General features: G+C 70.7%; 14 protein-coding genes. 7 read left to right on the forward strand and 7 right to left on the reverse strand.

Translation table 11 applies throughout. The features are described 5' to 3' along the window. Positions 1-232 precede the first annotated feature (232 nt). Complete coding sequence (locus ACFVYL_RS31050) at positions 233-1,126, reverse strand: D-alanyl-D-alanine carboxypeptidase family protein (RefSeq protein ID WP_389721833.1); 894 nt, start codon at positions 1,124-1,126, stop codon at positions 233-235. Between the two features lie 169 nt (positions 1,127-1,295). Here ACFVYL_RS31050 and ACFVYL_RS31055 point away from each other — a divergent pair, with 169 nt between their 5' ends. Both ACFVYL_RS31055 and ACFVYL_RS31060 read left to right on the forward strand, forming a co-directional pair. Continuing rightward, entirely contained in the window at positions 1,296-2,042 is a 747-nt protein-coding gene (locus tag ACFVYL_RS31055; protein ID WP_389721835.1) for a GntR family transcriptional regulator, read from the forward strand. Further along, positions 2,039-3,358 carry a nitrate/nitrite transporter gene (locus ACFVYL_RS31060; RefSeq protein ID WP_389721836.1) on the forward strand — a complete coding sequence of 440 codons (1,320 nt, stop codon included), beginning with the start codon at positions 2,039-2,041 and terminating at the stop codon, positions 3,356-3,358. The genes ACFVYL_RS31055 and ACFVYL_RS31060 overlap by 4 nt, the downstream gene beginning before the upstream one ends. Positions 3,359-3,415: 57 nt before the next feature. On the opposite strand, the gene ACFVYL_RS31065 is transcribed toward ACFVYL_RS31060, so the two are convergent. Further along, positions 3,416-4,240, reverse strand: coding sequence for a maleylpyruvate isomerase family mycothiol-dependent enzyme (locus ACFVYL_RS31065; protein WP_389721838.1), 825 nt, complete (start codon positions 4,238-4,240; stop codon positions 3,416-3,418). A gap of 134 nt (positions 4,241-4,374) precedes the next feature. Between ACFVYL_RS31065 and ACFVYL_RS31070 the strand changes: the two genes are divergently transcribed. Further along, entirely contained in the window at positions 4,375-5,181 is an 807-nt protein-coding gene (locus ACFVYL_RS31070) for a carbon-nitrogen family hydrolase (RefSeq protein WP_389721840.1), read from the forward strand. A gap of 184 nt (positions 5,182-5,365) precedes the next feature. Here ACFVYL_RS31070 and ACFVYL_RS31075 read toward each other — a convergent pair whose 3' ends face one another. The 5 genes from ACFVYL_RS31075 to ACFVYL_RS31095 form a co-directional block, all read right to left on the reverse strand. Continuing rightward, a complete protein-coding gene (locus ACFVYL_RS31075; RefSeq protein WP_389721842.1) occupies positions 5,366-5,878 on the reverse strand; it encodes an LURP-one-related/scramblase family protein in 513 nt (170 codons plus the stop codon). Between the two features lie 111 nt (positions 5,879-5,989). Then, a complete protein-coding gene (locus tag ACFVYL_RS31080; protein ID WP_389721844.1) occupies positions 5,990-6,217 on the reverse strand; it encodes a DUF6458 family protein in 228 nt (75 codons plus the stop codon). A 90-nt stretch (positions 6,218-6,307) separates the two neighbouring features. Next, on the reverse strand, positions 6,308-7,606 hold the full coding sequence (locus ACFVYL_RS31085; RefSeq protein WP_389721846.1) for a M18 family aminopeptidase: 1,299 nt from the start codon (positions 7,604-7,606) through the stop codon (positions 6,308-6,310). A gap of 42 nt (positions 7,607-7,648) precedes the next feature. Continuing rightward, positions 7,649-7,804 (reverse strand): hypothetical protein, encoded by a 156-nt coding sequence (locus ACFVYL_RS31090; RefSeq protein WP_389721848.1) that lies wholly within the window; start codon positions 7,802-7,804, stop codon positions 7,649-7,651. 123 nt (positions 7,805-7,927) lie between these two features. Beyond that, positions 7,928-9,754, reverse strand: a complete 1,827-nt coding sequence (locus ACFVYL_RS31095; RefSeq protein ID WP_389721850.1) for an acyl-CoA dehydrogenase — start codon at positions 9,752-9,754, stop codon at positions 7,928-7,930. Between the two features lie 120 nt (positions 9,755-9,874). On the opposite strand from ACFVYL_RS31095, the gene ACFVYL_RS31100 reads away from it, so the two are divergent. From ACFVYL_RS31100 to ACFVYL_RS31115, 4 genes are all read left to right on the forward strand, one after another. Continuing rightward, positions 9,875-10,366 carry an SseB family protein gene (locus ACFVYL_RS31100; RefSeq protein ID WP_389721852.1) on the forward strand — a complete coding sequence of 164 codons (492 nt, stop codon included), beginning with the start codon at positions 9,875-9,877 and terminating at the stop codon, positions 10,364-10,366. Between the two features lie 160 nt (positions 10,367-10,526). Continuing rightward, entirely contained in the window at positions 10,527-12,119 is a 1,593-nt protein-coding gene (locus tag ACFVYL_RS31105) for a glycerophosphodiester phosphodiesterase family protein (protein ID WP_389721854.1), read from the forward strand. Positions 12,120-12,257: 138 nt separating this feature from the next. Next, positions 12,258-13,214 (forward strand): pirin family protein, encoded by a 957-nt coding sequence (locus tag ACFVYL_RS31110; protein WP_389721856.1) that lies wholly within the window; start codon positions 12,258-12,260, stop codon positions 13,212-13,214. Positions 13,215-13,284: 70 nt separating this feature from the next. Further along, entirely contained in the window at positions 13,285-14,313 is a 1,029-nt protein-coding gene (locus ACFVYL_RS31115) for an AI-2E family transporter (RefSeq protein WP_389721858.1), read from the forward strand. The last annotated feature ends 453 nt before the right edge of the window (positions 14,314-14,766 follow it).

Here is a 14,766-nt window from a genome sequence, read left to right on the forward strand (position 1 = left end):
CACACTGTCCCGTCTTTGTCCGTGCAGCGCGACGCAGGGATGGCGAGTACGCACATACCCCCACGTCCCCGCCCCCCACCACCGGACACAAGGCGCCCCGGGGGGCGGGGGGGGGGGGGCGGGGGGGGCGGGGCGTCGGGGGTGCCCCGGGGGCCCTTCCGCCCACGATCACCGCCGGGGGCCCCCGCCGGGGGCCCCGCCCCCCGCCCCTCTCGTTTCGCTGCTTTCCGGGTCAGGCGACCTTGAAGCCGTAGTCGAGGATCTTCTTCGCGTCCGCCGTGCGGTTGTTCACGGACGACGAGGTCAGAACGGTCCCGACGACCGTCTTGCCGTTGCGGGTCGCCGCGAAGACGAGGCAGTACTTCGCCTCGGGGCCGGAGCCCGTCTTCACGCCGATGGCGCCGCGGTAGGAGCTGAGCAGGTTGTTCGTGTTGGACCACGACATGTAGCGGTAGCCACCGCTCCGCGTCGTGACCTTCTGCTTGGTCGACTTCGTCTTCACGACCGTACGGAACTGCGAGTACTTCAGCGCGTTGCTCGCGAGCTTCGTCAGGTCGCGCGGCGTCGAGTAGTTGCTGCCGTTCCCGATGCCGTCGAACGAGTCGAAGTGGGTGTTCTTCAGGTTCAGGTTCTTCGCCGTCGTGTTCATCTGGCCGATGAAGTTCTTCACGCGGGCGGCGCGGGACGAGCCCTTGCCGAACTTGTCCGCCAGCGCGTACGCGGCGTCGCAGCCGGACGGCAGCATCAGACCGTAGAGGAGCTGACGGACGGTGACCTTGTCGCCGACGATGAGGCGCGCCGACGAGGCGGAGTTCCTGACGATGTAGTCGCTGTAGGCCTTCTGGACCGTGACCTTGGAATTCAGGTTCAGGTTCCGCTGGCCGAGCACGACGCGCGCCGTCATTATTTTCGTGGTCGAGCCGGTGGAACGACGGGTGTCGGCGGCCTTGGTGAAGAGGCTCTTACCCGTGCCGTTGTTCATCGCGAAGCCGCCCTTGGCGACGATCGACGGCTTCGGCGGTGCGGCCGCGTGGGCCGTGGTGGTGAGGGCGCCGCCGGCCAGCATCGCGCTCGCGGTGACGAGAACGGCCGATGTGCGACGTACGCCCTTAATGCCGGTATTCAAGTTGGATACTCCAAATGCCCCTGGGCTGCGGCTGCATGAGGATGCCGCTCACTCAGTAGACGAGTGAGGGGGGCCGATGGATGTGCCGGAACGGCCAGGAATTCTGCCGGAGGTGCCCGCGATGCGGACGGCTGTTCCTGTGTATACGTGTTGTATCTATGCTGTGCCCATGCCAGCCGCCACCACCGCCACTACCGCCACCGCTCTCACCGAGACCACCGTCGGCCTCACTGACACCACCACCGGCCCCACCGCCACCACCACCGGCCCCACCGCCGCCAAGCGTCCCCCCGCTGCCGAGCGCGTCTACGCCCACGTGAAGCAGGCCGTCCTGGAGCGCCGCTACGAGGGCGGCACGCTCCTCACCGAGGGCGAGCTCGCCGAGGCCGTGGGGGTGTCCCGCACTCCGGTGCGCGAGGCGCTGCTCAAACTGGAGGTGGAGGGGCTGCTGCGGCTCTACCCGAAGAAGGGCGCCATGGTGCTGCCCGTCTCCGCGCAGGAGATCGCGGACGTCGTCGAGACGCGGCTGCTCGTCGAGACGCACGCGGTGCGCAAGGTGGTGCCGGCCCCGTCCGGACTGATCGGCCGCCTCGCGGAGCTCCTGGACCGCCAGCGCGAGCAGGCGGCCGCCGGGGATCTCGCGGGGGCCGCGGTCACCGACCGGTGCTTCCACGCGGAGATCGTCCGCAGCGGCGGGAACGAGATCCTCTCGCGCCTCTACGACCAGCTGCGGGACCGCCAGCTGCGGATGGGGGTCGCGGTGATGCACTCCCACCCCGACCGGATCGCGAAGACCCTGACGGAGCACGAGGAGATCCTCGACGCGCTGCGGCGCGGCGACGCCGAGGCGGCGGTCGGCGTCGTCACCCGGCACGTCGGCTGGTTCCAGAACCTGGCGCGGGGTGACGTCCGATGAGTTCCGCGGATGCGGCGGGGCCCGCCACGGGCGCGCTCCCGGGCGACCCGCCCGGCGGCCGGAAGGCGGTGCTCGTCTGGTCCGTCGGCGTATCCGTCTACTTCGTGGCGGTCATCTTCCGGACGTCCCTCGGCGTCGCGGGCCTCGACGCCGCGGACCGCTTCCACGTCAACGCCTCCGCCCTTGCGACCTTCTCCATCCTCCAGCTGCTCGTGTACGCGGGCATGCAGATACCCGGCGGCCTGATGGTCGACCGGCTCGGCACCAAGAAGGTGCTGACGATCGGGGTCGTCCTCTTCACGGCCGGGCAGCTCGGCTTCGCCTTCTCGCCCACGTACGCGATGGCGCTCGTCTCCCGCGCCCTGCTCGGCTTCGGTGACGCGCTGACCTTCATCAGCGTCCTGCGGCTCGGCGGCCGCTGGTTCCCGGCGCGGCGCGGCCCGATGATCGCCCAGCTCGCGGGGCTCCTCGGCATGGCGGGCAACCTCGTCTCGACCCTCGTCCTCGCCCGGCTGCTGCACTCCGTCGGCTGGACCAAGGCCTTCGCGGGCAGCTCGCTCTGCGGAGTCGTCGTCCTCGTCCTGCTGACGCTGTTCCTGCGGGACCACCCCGAGGGCCACGAGCCGCGCCCGTCGGCGCACCGCGGAGCGGCCTATGTGCGCAGGCAGATCGCCCTGTCCTGGCGGGAGCCCGGCACCCGGCTCGGCATGTGGGTGCACTTCACCACGCAGTTCCCCGCGATGGTCTTCCTGCTCCTGTGGGGCCTGCCGTTCCTCGTCGAGGCGCAGGGCCTCTCGCGGGCGACGGCCGGTGACCTGCTCACGCTCATCGTGCTGTCCAACATGGTCATCGGCCTCGTCTACGGCCAGATCGTGGCCCGGCACCACGCCGCGCGCCTCCCGCTGGCGCTCGGCACGATCGGGGCGACGGCCACGGCCTGGGCGGCCACGCTCGCCCACCCCGGGGACCACGCCCCGCTGTGGCTGCTGATCCTCCTGTGCACGGTGCTCGGCGCCTGCGGGCCCGCCTCCATGATCGGCTTCGACTTCGCGCGGCCCGCCAATCCACAGGAGCGGCAGGGCACGGCGTCGGGCATCACCAACATGGGCGGCTTCGTCGCCTCCATGACGACGCTGCTCGCGATCGGCGTGCTGCTGGACGCGACCGGCGACAACTACCGCGTGGCGTTCTCCGCGGTGTTCGTCCTGGAGGCGCTCGGGGTCAGCCAGATCCTGCGGCTCAAGTCACGGGCGGTGCGCAGGGAACGGGAGCAGCTGGTCGCCAGCCGGGTCGAGGCCGTGCACGTTCCGGCCTGACCGCCTGACCGCCTGACCGCCTGACCGCTGGGCCTGCGGGGCCCGCTGGGCCCGCGGTCACGGGGTGACCGCGAAGTCCCGCAGGATCGCCTCCGCCAGTTCGTGGTCGCCCTCGGCCTTGACCCGGTCCGCGACGGCGCCGTACGTCACGCGTCCGCACGCGAGCCTGAAGTAGGTCTCCCAGTCGAGGGCGATGGTGGCGAGGGGGCCCAGCGAGGGCGCGTTGTCGACGGTGCCCTTGCCCTCGGCGTCCACGCGGACCGTGCGCAGGAACTCCACGGGGCCGCTCACGTCGAAGACGACCGCCGAGTTCGCGGGCGCGCCCGCCTTCTTCGCGACGACCTTGGCGAGGCCGAGGAGGAGCATGTCGCGGGCGACGTACGCGCCAGGGGAGTCGAGGTTGCCGGGCTTGCGCAGCGTCGTACGGAGGTCCTGCTCGTGGACCCACACGTCGAAAGCCCGCAGCCGCATGGCCTGTTCGAGGGTCTGCTCGGTGCCCAGCGGGCCGCGGATCTTCGTCGAGGGGTCCCGCGACTCGTTCCGCAGCTGCCGGGTGCGGCGGATGACCGTGTACTCCAGCTCGGAGGTCATCTCAGGAGCGGTGTGGTGGCGCCGCACGTCGACCTGTATCTCCATGTACCGCTGGCCCTCGGTCTGCACGTGGTACAGGTCGCGGGGCAGGGTGTGGATCGGGCGGGGGTCACCCAGCATCTCGCATTCGAGGCCTATGACGTGGGAGACGATGTCGCGCACCGACCAGCCTGGGCAGGGGGTCGCCCAGCTCCACTCTCCCTCGGCGAGCGGAGACACCAGCTCGGATATCGCTTCCACGGAATGCGTCCAGGCATCGGCGTAGGTTTGCAGGCTGGGATGGAGACTCACGGGACCCCTTGCGGTTGTACGCGGGCGGTGGGTGTCTGAGACGTTAAGTTACGCTGCCCGCAGGCACCCCGGCAGTGCTTTCGTGTGACGATCGTAGGCCGTGCCAGCGGCTCGAATGCCAGGACGGTGGTAGTGTGCGCGCCTCTCTCATCCAGATCGCCGTAGACGAGGACGAACCGGTCAATTCCCGTCGGTCGCGGGTCGCTTCGCTGGTACGCGAAGTGAGCGCGCGGGACGGTTCGGATCTGGTCGTCCTTCCCGAACTGTGGACCACGGGCGCCTTCGCGTACGAGTCCTTCGGGCGGGCGGCGGAGCCCCTCGAAGGGCCGACATACGAGGCCATGGCGAAGGCGGCGAGCGACGCGGGCGTGTGGCTGCACGCGGGCTCGATCCCCGAGCGGGACCCTGACGGACCGCTCTACAACACCTCGCTCGTCTTCTCGCCCGACGGTGAACTCGCCGCCGCCTACCGGAAGATCCACCGCTTCGGCTTCGACAAGGGCGAGGCCGTGCTGATGGCCGCCGGGTCCGAGCTGGCGACGGTCCGCACGCCGGACGCCACGCTCGGCCTCGCGACCTGCTACGACCTGCGCTTCCCCGAGCTCTTCCGGGGGCTCGTCGACGCGGGCGCGGAGATGTTCGTGGTGCCCGCGGGGTGGCCCGCGCGGCGCCTGGAGCACTGGCTGCTGTTCGCGCGGGCGCGGGCGGTCGAGGATCAGGTGTACGTGCTGGCCTGCGGCACGGGCGGGGCGCACGCGGGGGTGCCGCAGGCCGGACACAGTGTGGTCGTCGACCCGTGGGGCGAGGTGCTCGCGGAGGCGGGCGACGGCGAGGAGGTCCTCACGGTCGACCTCGATCCGGCGAAGGTTGCGGCGACGCGGGAGCAGTTTCCGGCGCTCAAGGACCGCCTGCTCGGTCAGGCACTGCCGCCCCGCCCCTGAGTCCCGGCTGCGCCGGGCCGCCTAAGTGGGGGTGCCTCCCTGTCCCGGCTCGCGGCTGCGGGTTCGTCGTGGCTGGTCGCGCAGTTCCCCGCGCCCCTTGGACGCGGCTGCGCCGCGCCTCTTGAACGCGGTGCGCCGCGCCTCCTGAACGCGGTGCGCCGCGGTCCTCGGGTGCGGCGCCGGCTCAGTCGTCGTTGCCCTCGCCCTCGCCCTCGCGTTCCTTCTCCGCCAGGCGGATCACGCAGACCGCCACGGCCAGCAGCAGGGCGGGGTCGGCGTCCTCCCGGACGATCTGCAGGCCGTACGTCTCGCGTACGTGGAACCAGCGGCGCGAGATGTCGGCAAGGAGTTCGCCCTCGTACTCGATGGCGAACTCGCGGTCGAGGATCTTGCCGCTGACGTCCAGTTCGGTGCCGTCGACCAGCGAGACGCGGTAGTGGTTGCGCAGCAGCGACAGGCGCTTGCGCTTCACGCGGGCGAGCGCCTCGCCCGCGCGCTCGATGACCATCGTGTCGCGCAGGGCGAGCAGCTTGGCGTGGATCTCGATGAGGATCCTGCCCTGCATGTCCTTCAGCTCGAAGGTGTCGCGCAGGCGCATCGCCTTGCCGTCGACGAGGAAGACCTTGCGGCCCTGGTCGTCCTCGATCCAGTAGTCGTCACCGATGCCGAGCATGCGGTCGCGTACGAGAAGTCTCATGACGCCATGACTACCCCGAAGCGCCGCACACCGGACATCGTGAGCAGCTTGAGCAGCTTGAGCAGCTTGAGCAGCTTGAGCAGATGGACCAGCTTGAGCGGCTGAGTGGCCTCAGTAGCCGCGGGGCTGCTGGTCCGGGTCGACGACCGTGGTCTGCGCGACCGGCGGAGCCATCCGCCGGCGTCGGGCGATGCTGGTGAAGACGGCGACGCCGATGAGCCCCACGGCCATCATGATGACTCCGGCGACGGTGAGGTTGACCCCCTCCATCTCCCAGTCGGTCGCGAACGTGAGGATGGCACCCGCGGCGATCAGAATGATGCATCCGCCCAGGCCCATGAGGACCGCCTCCCTGCTGTAGTGGCTACGAAGTCACCGTGTACCCGGGACCTTCGCAGCCACACAGACATTCGGGGGCCGGCCCTCCGCTCAGCCCTCCAGGAACGCCACGAGCGCGTTGGCGAGCAGGTGCGGATCGTCCGCGCCGCACAGCTCGCGCACACTGTGCATGGACAGGATCGCGACGCCGATGTCGACGGTCTTGATGCCGTGCCGCGCCGCGGTGATGGGGCCGATCGTCGTGCCGCACGGCATCGCGTTGTTGGAGACGAACGACTGGAACGGCACGCCCGCCTTCTCGCACGCGGCGGCGAACACCGCGCGCCCCGAACCGTCCGTGGCGTAGCGGTTGTTGACGTTGACCTTCAGGATCGGGCCGCCGTTGGCGCGCGGGTGGTGCGTCGGGTCGTGCCGCTCGGCGTAGTTGGGGTGCACGGCGTGGCCGGTGTCGGAGGAGAGGCAGATGGTCCCGGCGAAGGCGCGGGCCCTGTCCTCGTACGAACCCCCGCGCGCGAACACGGACCGCTCCAGGACGCCGCCGAGCAGCGGGCCGTCGGCGCCGGTGTCGGACTGCGAACCGTTCTCCTCGTGGTCGAAGGCGGCGAGCACGGGGATGTAGGGGAGGTCCTCCTGGGCGGCGACGGCGGCGAGGGCGGCCGTCGCGGCGTGCACGGACAGGAGGTTGTCCATGCGGGGGCCCGCGAGAAGGTCGCGGTCGCGGCCGAGGTAGGCGGGCGGCTCGACGGAGTACGTCATGAGGTCCCAGCCGGTGACGTCGCCCTCACCGAGGCCGGCCTCCTCCTCCAGGAAGCGGATGAGGTCGCCCTCGTGGACGTCGTCGCCGAGGCCCCAGACGGGCTGCATGTGCTTCTGCTTGTCGAGCTTGAGCCCGTCGGTGTGCACGGACCGGTCCATGTGGATGGCCAGCTGGGGCACGCGCAGCAGCGGCCGGTCGATGTTCACGAGACGGGTGGTGCCGTCGCGCAGGGAGAGGCGTCCGGCGAGGCCGAGGTCCCGGTCGAGCCAGGAGTTGAGCAGCGGTCCGCCGTAGATCTCGACGGCGACCTGCCGCCAGCCGTGGGCGCCCGCGTCGGGCTGCGGCTTCACGCGGAGGTTGGGGGAGTCGGTGTGCGCGCCGACGATGCGGAAGGGGGTGTGCGCGGTGGCGTTCTCCGGGACGTACCAGGCGATGATGGCGCCGCCCCGCAGCACGTACTTCCCGCCGGTCGTGCCGTCCCAGGCCTCGGTCTCCTCGACCTGCCGGAAACCGGCCTTCTCAAGACGCTCGGCGGCGCTCGCCACGGCGTGGTACGGCGTGGGGCTCGCCGCGAGGAAGGACATGAGGTCTTCGGTGTGGCCACGATCGAAGGGCCCGGAGGGTGTGCGCATGCCAGCCAGCCTAATGGCGTCGGCGTGCGGGTGGCGGGGGGCTCAGAGGCGGTCGATCTCGGTGAGGTCGATGTCGATGGTGAACGGCACCGCGAGCTTCAGGCGGCCGTGGTGGATGCCGGTGGGCGTGTAGGCGCCGGTGTGCGGGTCGAGTTGGAGGCCGAGGGCGAAGAAGTCGTCCGCCGTAAGGCTGTCCATGGGCGGGATTCTCGGCCGTTCCGTCAGCGTACCCAGCCCATACGACGATGCCGCCACCCGAAAGGATCGGCTGGCGGCATCGTGCTGACGTGCGAAAAGCAGGGGTCCCGTACGGCCGGCGTACTAGAACGCCGCCTCGTCCAGCTCCATCAGACCCAGCTCCACGCCCTCGGCGAGCTTCCGCTCGGTGGCGACGCCCGGCAGGACGTTCGCGGCGAAGAACTTGGCCGCGGCGATCTTGCCCTCGTAGAAGGCCTTGTCCTTGGCGGAGGCGGTCGCGAGCTTCTCGGCGGCGACCGCGGCACCGCGCAGCAGCAGGTAGCCGACGACGACGTCACCGGAGACCATCAGCAGGCGCGTGGTGTTCAGGCCGACCTTGTAGATGGACTTGACGTCCTTCTCCGTGGCCGCGAGGTCGGTCAGCATGACGCCGACGATGGCCTCAAGGTCGACCGCGGCCTTGGCCAGCTCCTCGCGGGCCCCGGCCAGCGTCTCGCCGCCCGTGCCGACCGCGAGGAACTTCTTGATCTCCTCGGCGAGGCCGTTAAGCGCGGCGCCCTGGTTGCGGACGATCTTCCGGAAGAAGTAGTCCTGGCCCTGGATCGCCGTCGTGCCCTCGTAGAGGGTGTCGATCTTGGCGTCCCGGATGTACTGCTCGATCGGGTACTCCTGGAGGTACCCCGAGCCGCCGAACGTCTGGAGCGACTGCGCCAGCTGCTCGTACGACTTCTCCGAGCCGTAGCCCTTGACGATGGGCAGGAGCAGGTCGTTCAGGGCGTTGAGCGCCGACGCGTCCTCGCCCGCCGCCTCCTTGACCTGGATCTCGTCCTGGACGGCCGCGGTGTGCAGGACGAGCGCGCGCATGCCCTCCGCGTACGCCTTCTGCGTCATCAGGGAGCGGCGCACGTCCGGGTGGTGGGTGATCGTCACCTTGGGCGCGGTCTTGTCCATGAACTGGGCCAGGTCCGGGCCCTGCACGCGCTCCTTGGCGTACTCCAGGGCGTTGAGGTAGCCCGTGGAGAGCGTCGCGATGGCCTTCGTGCCGACCATCATGCGGGCGAACTCGATGATGCGGAACATCTGGCGGATGCCGTCGTGCTTGTCGCCGATCAGCCAGCCCTTGGCGGGGTGCCGGTCGCCGAACGTCATCTCGCAGGTGTTGGAGGCCTTGAGGCCCATCTTGTGCTCGACGTTCGTGGCGTAGACGCCGTTGCGCTCGCCCAGCTCGCCGGTCTCCCAGTCGAACTCGTACTTCGGTACGAGGAAGAGGGAGAGGCCCTTCGTGCCGGGGCCGTGGCCCTCGGGGCGGGCGAGGACGTAGTGGAGGATGTTCTCCGACATGTCGTGCTCACCGGACGTGATGAAACGCTTCACGCCCTCGATGTGCCAGGAGCCGTCCTCCTGCTGCACGGCCTTGGTGCGGCCCGCGCCCACGTCCGAGCCGGCGTCCGGCTCGGTGAGGACCATCGTCGAGCCCCACTGCTTCTCGACGGCGATCTCGGCGACCTTCTTCTGCGCCTCGTTGCCCTCTTCGAAGAGGATGCCGGCGAAGGCGGGGCCCGAGGAGTACATCCACACGGCCGGGTTCGCGCCGAGCAGCAGCTCCGCGTAGCCCCAGATGAGGGAGCGGGGCGCGGTGGTGCCGCCGATCTCCTCGGGCAGGCCGAGGCGCCAGTACTCGGAGTCCATGAAGGCCTGGTAGCTCTTCTTGAACGTCGCGGGCACCGGGGCGGTGTTGGTGGCGGGGTCGAAGACCGGCGGGTTGCGGTCCGCGTCCTCGAAGGACTCGGCCAGCTCGTTCTCGGCGAGGCGGCGCAGTTCGTCGAGGATGCTCTTGGCGGTGTCGACGTCCATCTCCGCGAACGGGCCGGTGCCGTACAGCTTGTCGCGGCCGAGCACCTCGAAGAGGTTGAACTCGATGTCGCGGAGATTCGACTTGTAGTGGCCCATGGCGAAGGCTCCGTAAGCAGGAAAAGGGATGAATACCGGCAAGTAGCTACGATGATGCTACCCGCCGGTAATAAGACGCAACCCCTGGGCGCCCATCTGTGACTCAGTACGCTTACGCGCATGTACGGCTACGACCAGAACCCCGGCGCCCAGCAGCAGTACGCACCGCCGGGGGCGCAGCCACCGCCGCAGCAGATGTCGGGCATGCCCGGCGGTGGGTACGGCCAGCAGCCTCCGCTCTATCCCGAGCCCTCGCCGCCGTCCCTCGCGGACGCGGTGCGCGCCTTCACCACGGGCTCGATGTCCGCCGAGGACTTCCAGCAGGCCTTCGCCACGTCGAAGGTCTACTGCCCGCGCGGTGACAACCCCGGCTTCCTCGCGCTGCACAACACCCAGCAGCCCGTGATCCCGATGTTCACCTCCCTCAAGGAGCTGCGCCGGTACGCGGGCAAGGACTCCAAGTACTTCGTGATCACCGGCGCCGAGGTCATCGACCTGCTCCCGACCGGGTACGGCTTCGTCCTGGACATGGAGGGCGAGCACCGCATGGTCTTCGACGCGAAGGCCGTGGAGCAGATGGTCGACTTCGCGATGCGCCGCATGTACGGGTGAGGCTTGGCCGGTACGGGTGACGCTCCGCACTCCGTACCGGCGGCGTTGCTCCCCCCCGGCGGCCGGACGGGGTACGGCGGTGCCGCCGCGTCAGGTGAACGGGTGACGGGACCCCTTCGGGTCGTGGACGGGCGAGGGGTCGGCGCCGATGCTCTGACCTATGCCGTCGACCATGATCGCGCGTCGCCGTCCCGCCCTGTCCGTGTACGAGTACGTGTCCGCGAGCGTGGCGGTGGCCGCCGTCGTGTGTGCGGCACTGCTCGGCGCCGCTCCGCCGACGGGGGCGACACCCGCGCCCTGGGCCCTCGCGGCTTCCGTCGAGCCCGTGCCCCCGTCCCCGCCCCCACCCCCGTCTCCCGTCGAGCCCGAACCCGACCGGCCCGGGCCCGGGCTCGCGGCCTCCGCCCGGCCCGCACCCTCCGCGCCCTCCGCTCCCGCTCCCGCCGAAACCGCCGCCGAGCGCGCCCGCCGCGCCTTCCTCGATCACGGGCCGAAGGCCGGGGTGCTGATCGCCGCCCACCGGGGGCAGTGGCGCAAGGCACCCGAGAACAGCGTCGCCGGGATCCGGGCGGGCTTCGCGGACGGCGCCGCGATCGTCGAGACGGACGTCCGGCTGACCAAGGACAAGGTCCCGGTCCTGATGCACGACGCGACCGTGGACCGCACCACGAACGGCAAGGGTCGCGTCGCCGACCTCACCCTCGCCCAGCTGCGCGGCCTCCGGCTCCGGGCGGGACGGGGCGGCGGCCAGGCCCCGCTCACCGCCGAGCACGTCCCCACGCTCGCCGAAGCCATGACGGCCGCCCGCACCCTCGGCCTCGTCAATCTCGACCAGGCATGGCGGGACCGCGAGGCCGTCTGGCGGGTCCTCGAACAGACCGGCACGGTACGCACCGGCCTCTTCAAGTCCCGCGCCCCGGTGCCCGAGGTGCGGGCGTTCCTCGCCCGGCACCCGGGCGCGCTGTACATGCACCTGGTGGACGACGCCAACGCCGCCTCCGTGGCGGACTTCGGGAAGAGCAGGCCGCCCGCCTTCGAGGTCGTCTTCGACGACGTCCGGGACAAGGTGGCCGCCCCGGCCTTCGTGCGGGGGCTGCGGTCGACCGGCCGCGTGTGGTTCGACACCATGTGGGACGGCCTGGCCGCCCGGTACACCGACGAGGCCTCGCTGATCTCTCCCGCGCGCGGCTGGGGAAAGCTGCTCGCCGACTCCAAGGCGACCGTCCTGCTGACCGACAACGTCGAGACGCTGAGGGCCTATCTGACCAAGGGCGCCGGGGACCCGGTGCCGCCCGGCGCGGTGCGCGTGCAGGGCGAGAACTACGCCCCGGGCGGCGAGGGCGTGGCCTACCACGACGTCGACGCGGGGAACCGTGGGGACGGGCCGGGTCGGCGCGGCGACGGCGTCGACGTGTGCGACCACGACGGAGCCGTGGTGGTGTGCTGGATGCGCGGCTCGGAGTGGCTCACCTACGGCGTGGATGTGCCGAAGGCGGGGCGTTACACCCTCAAGGTCCGGGCGTCGTCCCCGTACTCGCCCGCCGGGACCTACCGCATCGCCTACGACCGCGAGGGACCCGGCAAGGCCGTGCAGGTGGCCAACACGACGAGCCACCACGCGTACGCACTTCAGGACAGCCGTGATCCGCGGCAGCTCACCCGCGGACGCCACACCGTGCGGCTGTCCCTGGACGCGGGGGCCCGCCAGAACTGGAACCTGGACTACCTGCAACTGGAGCCGGTCCGCCCTTAGAGCCGGCGCCCCATGCACAAGATCCAGCCACGCGCACAGCCTCGTGAGGCCCGGAGGGAATGCCCTCCGGGCCTCGTTCGTTCAAGTGGCAGAAAGTTCTACGTTCAACTAAAGTGGACGCACAAGGAGGTACCGACCATGCCTGCAGTGACTGTCGAGAACCCGCTGACCCTGCCCCGGGTGGTGGCACCGGCCGACGCGACGGCGCGCCCCGTGCTCGCCGTGACCACCGCGCCGAGCGGCTTCGAGGGCGAGGGGTTCCCGGTGCGCCGGGCCTTCGCGGGGATCAATTACAAGTACCTCGACCCGTTCATCATGATGGACCAGATGGGCGAGGTGGAGTACGAGGCGGGCGAGCCCAAGGGCACTCCCTGGCACCCGCACCGCGGCTTCGAGACGGTCACGTACCTGATCGACGGCACCTTCGTCCACCAGGACTCCAACGGTGGCGGCGGCACGATCGGGAACGGCGACACCCAGTGGATGACGGCGGGCTCCGGCCTGCTGCACATCGAGGCGCCGCCCGAGTCCCTCGTCATGTCCGGCGGCCTCTTCCACGGCCTCCAGCTGTGGGTGAACCTGCCCGCCAAGGACAAGATGATGGACCCCCGCTACCAGGACATCCGCGGCGGCCAGGTCCAGCTGCTCTCCACCCCCGACGGCGGCGCGCTGCTCCGCGTCATCGCCGGCGAGCTCGACGGGCACGAGGGCCCCGGCATCACGCACACGCCGATCACGATGATCCACGCGACCGTGCGGCCCGGCGCCGAGGTGACGCTGCCCTGGCGCGAGGACTTCAATGGACTCGCGTACGTCCTCGCGGGGCGCGGCACGGTCGGCGCCGAGCGCCGCCCGGCCCACATGGGCCAGACGGCCGTCTTCGGCGCGGGCTCCTCGCTGACCGTCCGCGCGGACGAGCGACAGGACGCGCACGCCCCCGACCTGGAGATCGTGCTGCTCGGCGGACAGTCCATCCGGGAGCCGATGGCCCACTACGGGCCGTTCGTGATGAACAGTCAGGCGGAGCTGCGGCAGGCCTTCGAGGACTTCCAGAAGGGACTGCTCGGCACGGTGCCGGCGGTGCACGGCATGTAGCGGTACGGGTGCGCGGCAGGTAGCCGTACATAACGTGCGGGACGGGGGAGCCCGTGTTCGGGTAGGAGGGGTGAGTACCCTCCTGCCCGAGTCCGCGCGTCGGATCGCCGCCTGGTGTGTCGTCCTTCTCCTCGTCACCGGCGTGGCCGCCGTGGGGGTCTGGCTCTGCGTCACCTTCAAGACAGCCGTGACTCCGGTCCTTCTCGCGCTCCTCGGCACCGCGCTCCTGGGCCCGCTCTACCGGCGGCTGCTCAAGCTGAGGGTGCAGCGTTCCCTGGCCGCCGGGCTGACCTGCGCGGCCGTCGTCGCCGTCGTCGGTGGGGCCACGTACATCGTGGTCAAGGCGCTGATCGACAGCGGCGACCAGATCATCTCCTCCCTCAAGCAGGCCGCCACGGACCTCTCGAAGTACTTCGGGGCCGCGGGCACGTCGCTCGACGACATGGCGTCCAACGCCAAGGAGCTCTTCGGGAAGTTCGGCGGGACGGCGGCGTCCGGCGTGATCAGCGGGCTCAGCACCGTCGGCGAGATGATGGCGATGGCCGTCCTCGCCCTGCTCCTCGTCTTCTTCTTCCTGCGCGACTCGGAACGCGCGATGGGCTCGCTGCGCGCGCTCGCGCCCGGTGACAGCGCCGACTCCATCGAGGCGATGGCGCGCCGCGCCTTCGAGGCCATCGAGGGCTTCATGCGCGGCACGACGATCATCGCGTTCATCGACGCGCTCTGCATCACGGTGGGGTTGCTGATCCTCGGCGTTCCCGGTGCCTGGGGCCTTGGCGCGCTGGTCTTCGTCGGCGCCTACATTCCGTACCTGGGGGCGTTCCTGTCCGGCGCCGTCGCGGTCCTGGTCGCCCTCGCGGACCGGGGCTTCGCCATCGCCCTGTGGACGCTGGGCGTCGTGCTCGCCGTGCAGGTCCTCGAAGGCCACATCCTTCAGCCGATGATCCAGAGCCGTACCGTGCAGATGCATCCGGCGGTGGTGATGCTGGCGATCACGGCGGGGGCGTCGGTGGCGGGCATCCTCGGCATGCTGCTCGCGGTGCCGCTGACGGCGGCCGCGTTCGGTATCGCGTCGGAGTTGCGGGGGCGGTACGCGTAGCGTCCCGCTGGGGGCGGGCCCGGGCATCTGCGGCCCATCTCCCGGATGGGTGGGGGGCTGGGGGCGGACTTCTGCGTGCGGGCCGGTTCTCGGCTGGTCGCGCAGTTCCCCGCGCCCCTGACGGTGTCTGTAGCCGGACTTTGCGTGCGGGCCGGCTCTGGGCTGGTCGCGCAGTTCCCCGCGCCCCTGGAGGGTGGGCCTGGGCGTTCGGTTTTGTCTGCGGGGCGGTTCTTGGCTGGTCGCGCAGTTCCCCGCGCCCCTGAGGTGACCTTCGGGTGCCCCGCCCGGTACGGCTGGCGCCCCGTCAGGGGCGCGGGGAACGGCGCGCTAAGCCACCGCCGGTCGGCACCCGGCCAGAGGCGTCCAGCCCCACCAGGGGCGCGGGGAACTGCGCGCTCAGCCACAGCAGGCCGGCACTCGACCAGAGGCGTCCAGCCCCACCAGGGGCGCGGG

Origin of the sequence: Streptomyces sp. NPDC058308, assembly GCF_042880275.1 — a bacterium.
In the GTDB taxonomy this organism is placed as follows: Bacteria; Actinomycetota; Actinomycetes; order Streptomycetales; family Streptomycetaceae; genus Streptomyces.

Excerpts from the sequence above, each read along its gene's own strand:
- ACFVYL_RS31055 (WP_389721835.1), top strand. The coding sequence starts at position 1,296 with ATGCCAGCCGCCACCACCGCCACTACCGCCACCGCTCTCACCGAGACC.
- ACFVYL_RS31060 (WP_389721836.1), top strand. The coding sequence starts at position 2,039 with ATGAGTTCCGCGGATGCGGCGGGGCCCGCCACGGGCGCGCTCCCGGGC.
- ACFVYL_RS31075 (WP_389721842.1), bottom strand. The coding sequence starts at position 5,878 with ATGAGACTTCTCGTACGCGACCGCATGCTCGGCATCGGTGACGACTAC.
- ACFVYL_RS31080 (WP_389721844.1), bottom strand. The coding sequence starts at position 6,217 with ATGGGCCTGGGCGGATGCATCATTCTGATCGCCGCGGGTGCCATCCTC.
- ACFVYL_RS31085 (WP_389721846.1), bottom strand. The coding sequence starts at position 7,606 with ATGCGCACACCCTCCGGGCCCTTCGATCGTGGCCACACCGAAGACCTC.
- ACFVYL_RS31090 (WP_389721848.1), bottom strand. The coding sequence starts at position 7,804 with ATGGACAGCCTTACGGCGGACGACTTCTTCGCCCTCGGCCTCCAACTC.
- ACFVYL_RS31095 (WP_389721850.1), bottom strand. The coding sequence starts at position 9,754 with ATGGGCCACTACAAGTCGAATCTCCGCGACATCGAGTTCAACCTCTTC.
- ACFVYL_RS31100 (WP_389721852.1), top strand. The coding sequence starts at position 9,875 with ATGTACGGCTACGACCAGAACCCCGGCGCCCAGCAGCAGTACGCACCG.
- ACFVYL_RS31105 (WP_389721854.1), top strand. The coding sequence starts at position 10,527 with ATGCCGTCGACCATGATCGCGCGTCGCCGTCCCGCCCTGTCCGTGTAC.
- ACFVYL_RS31110 (WP_389721856.1), top strand. The coding sequence starts at position 12,258 with ATGCCTGCAGTGACTGTCGAGAACCCGCTGACCCTGCCCCGGGTGGTG.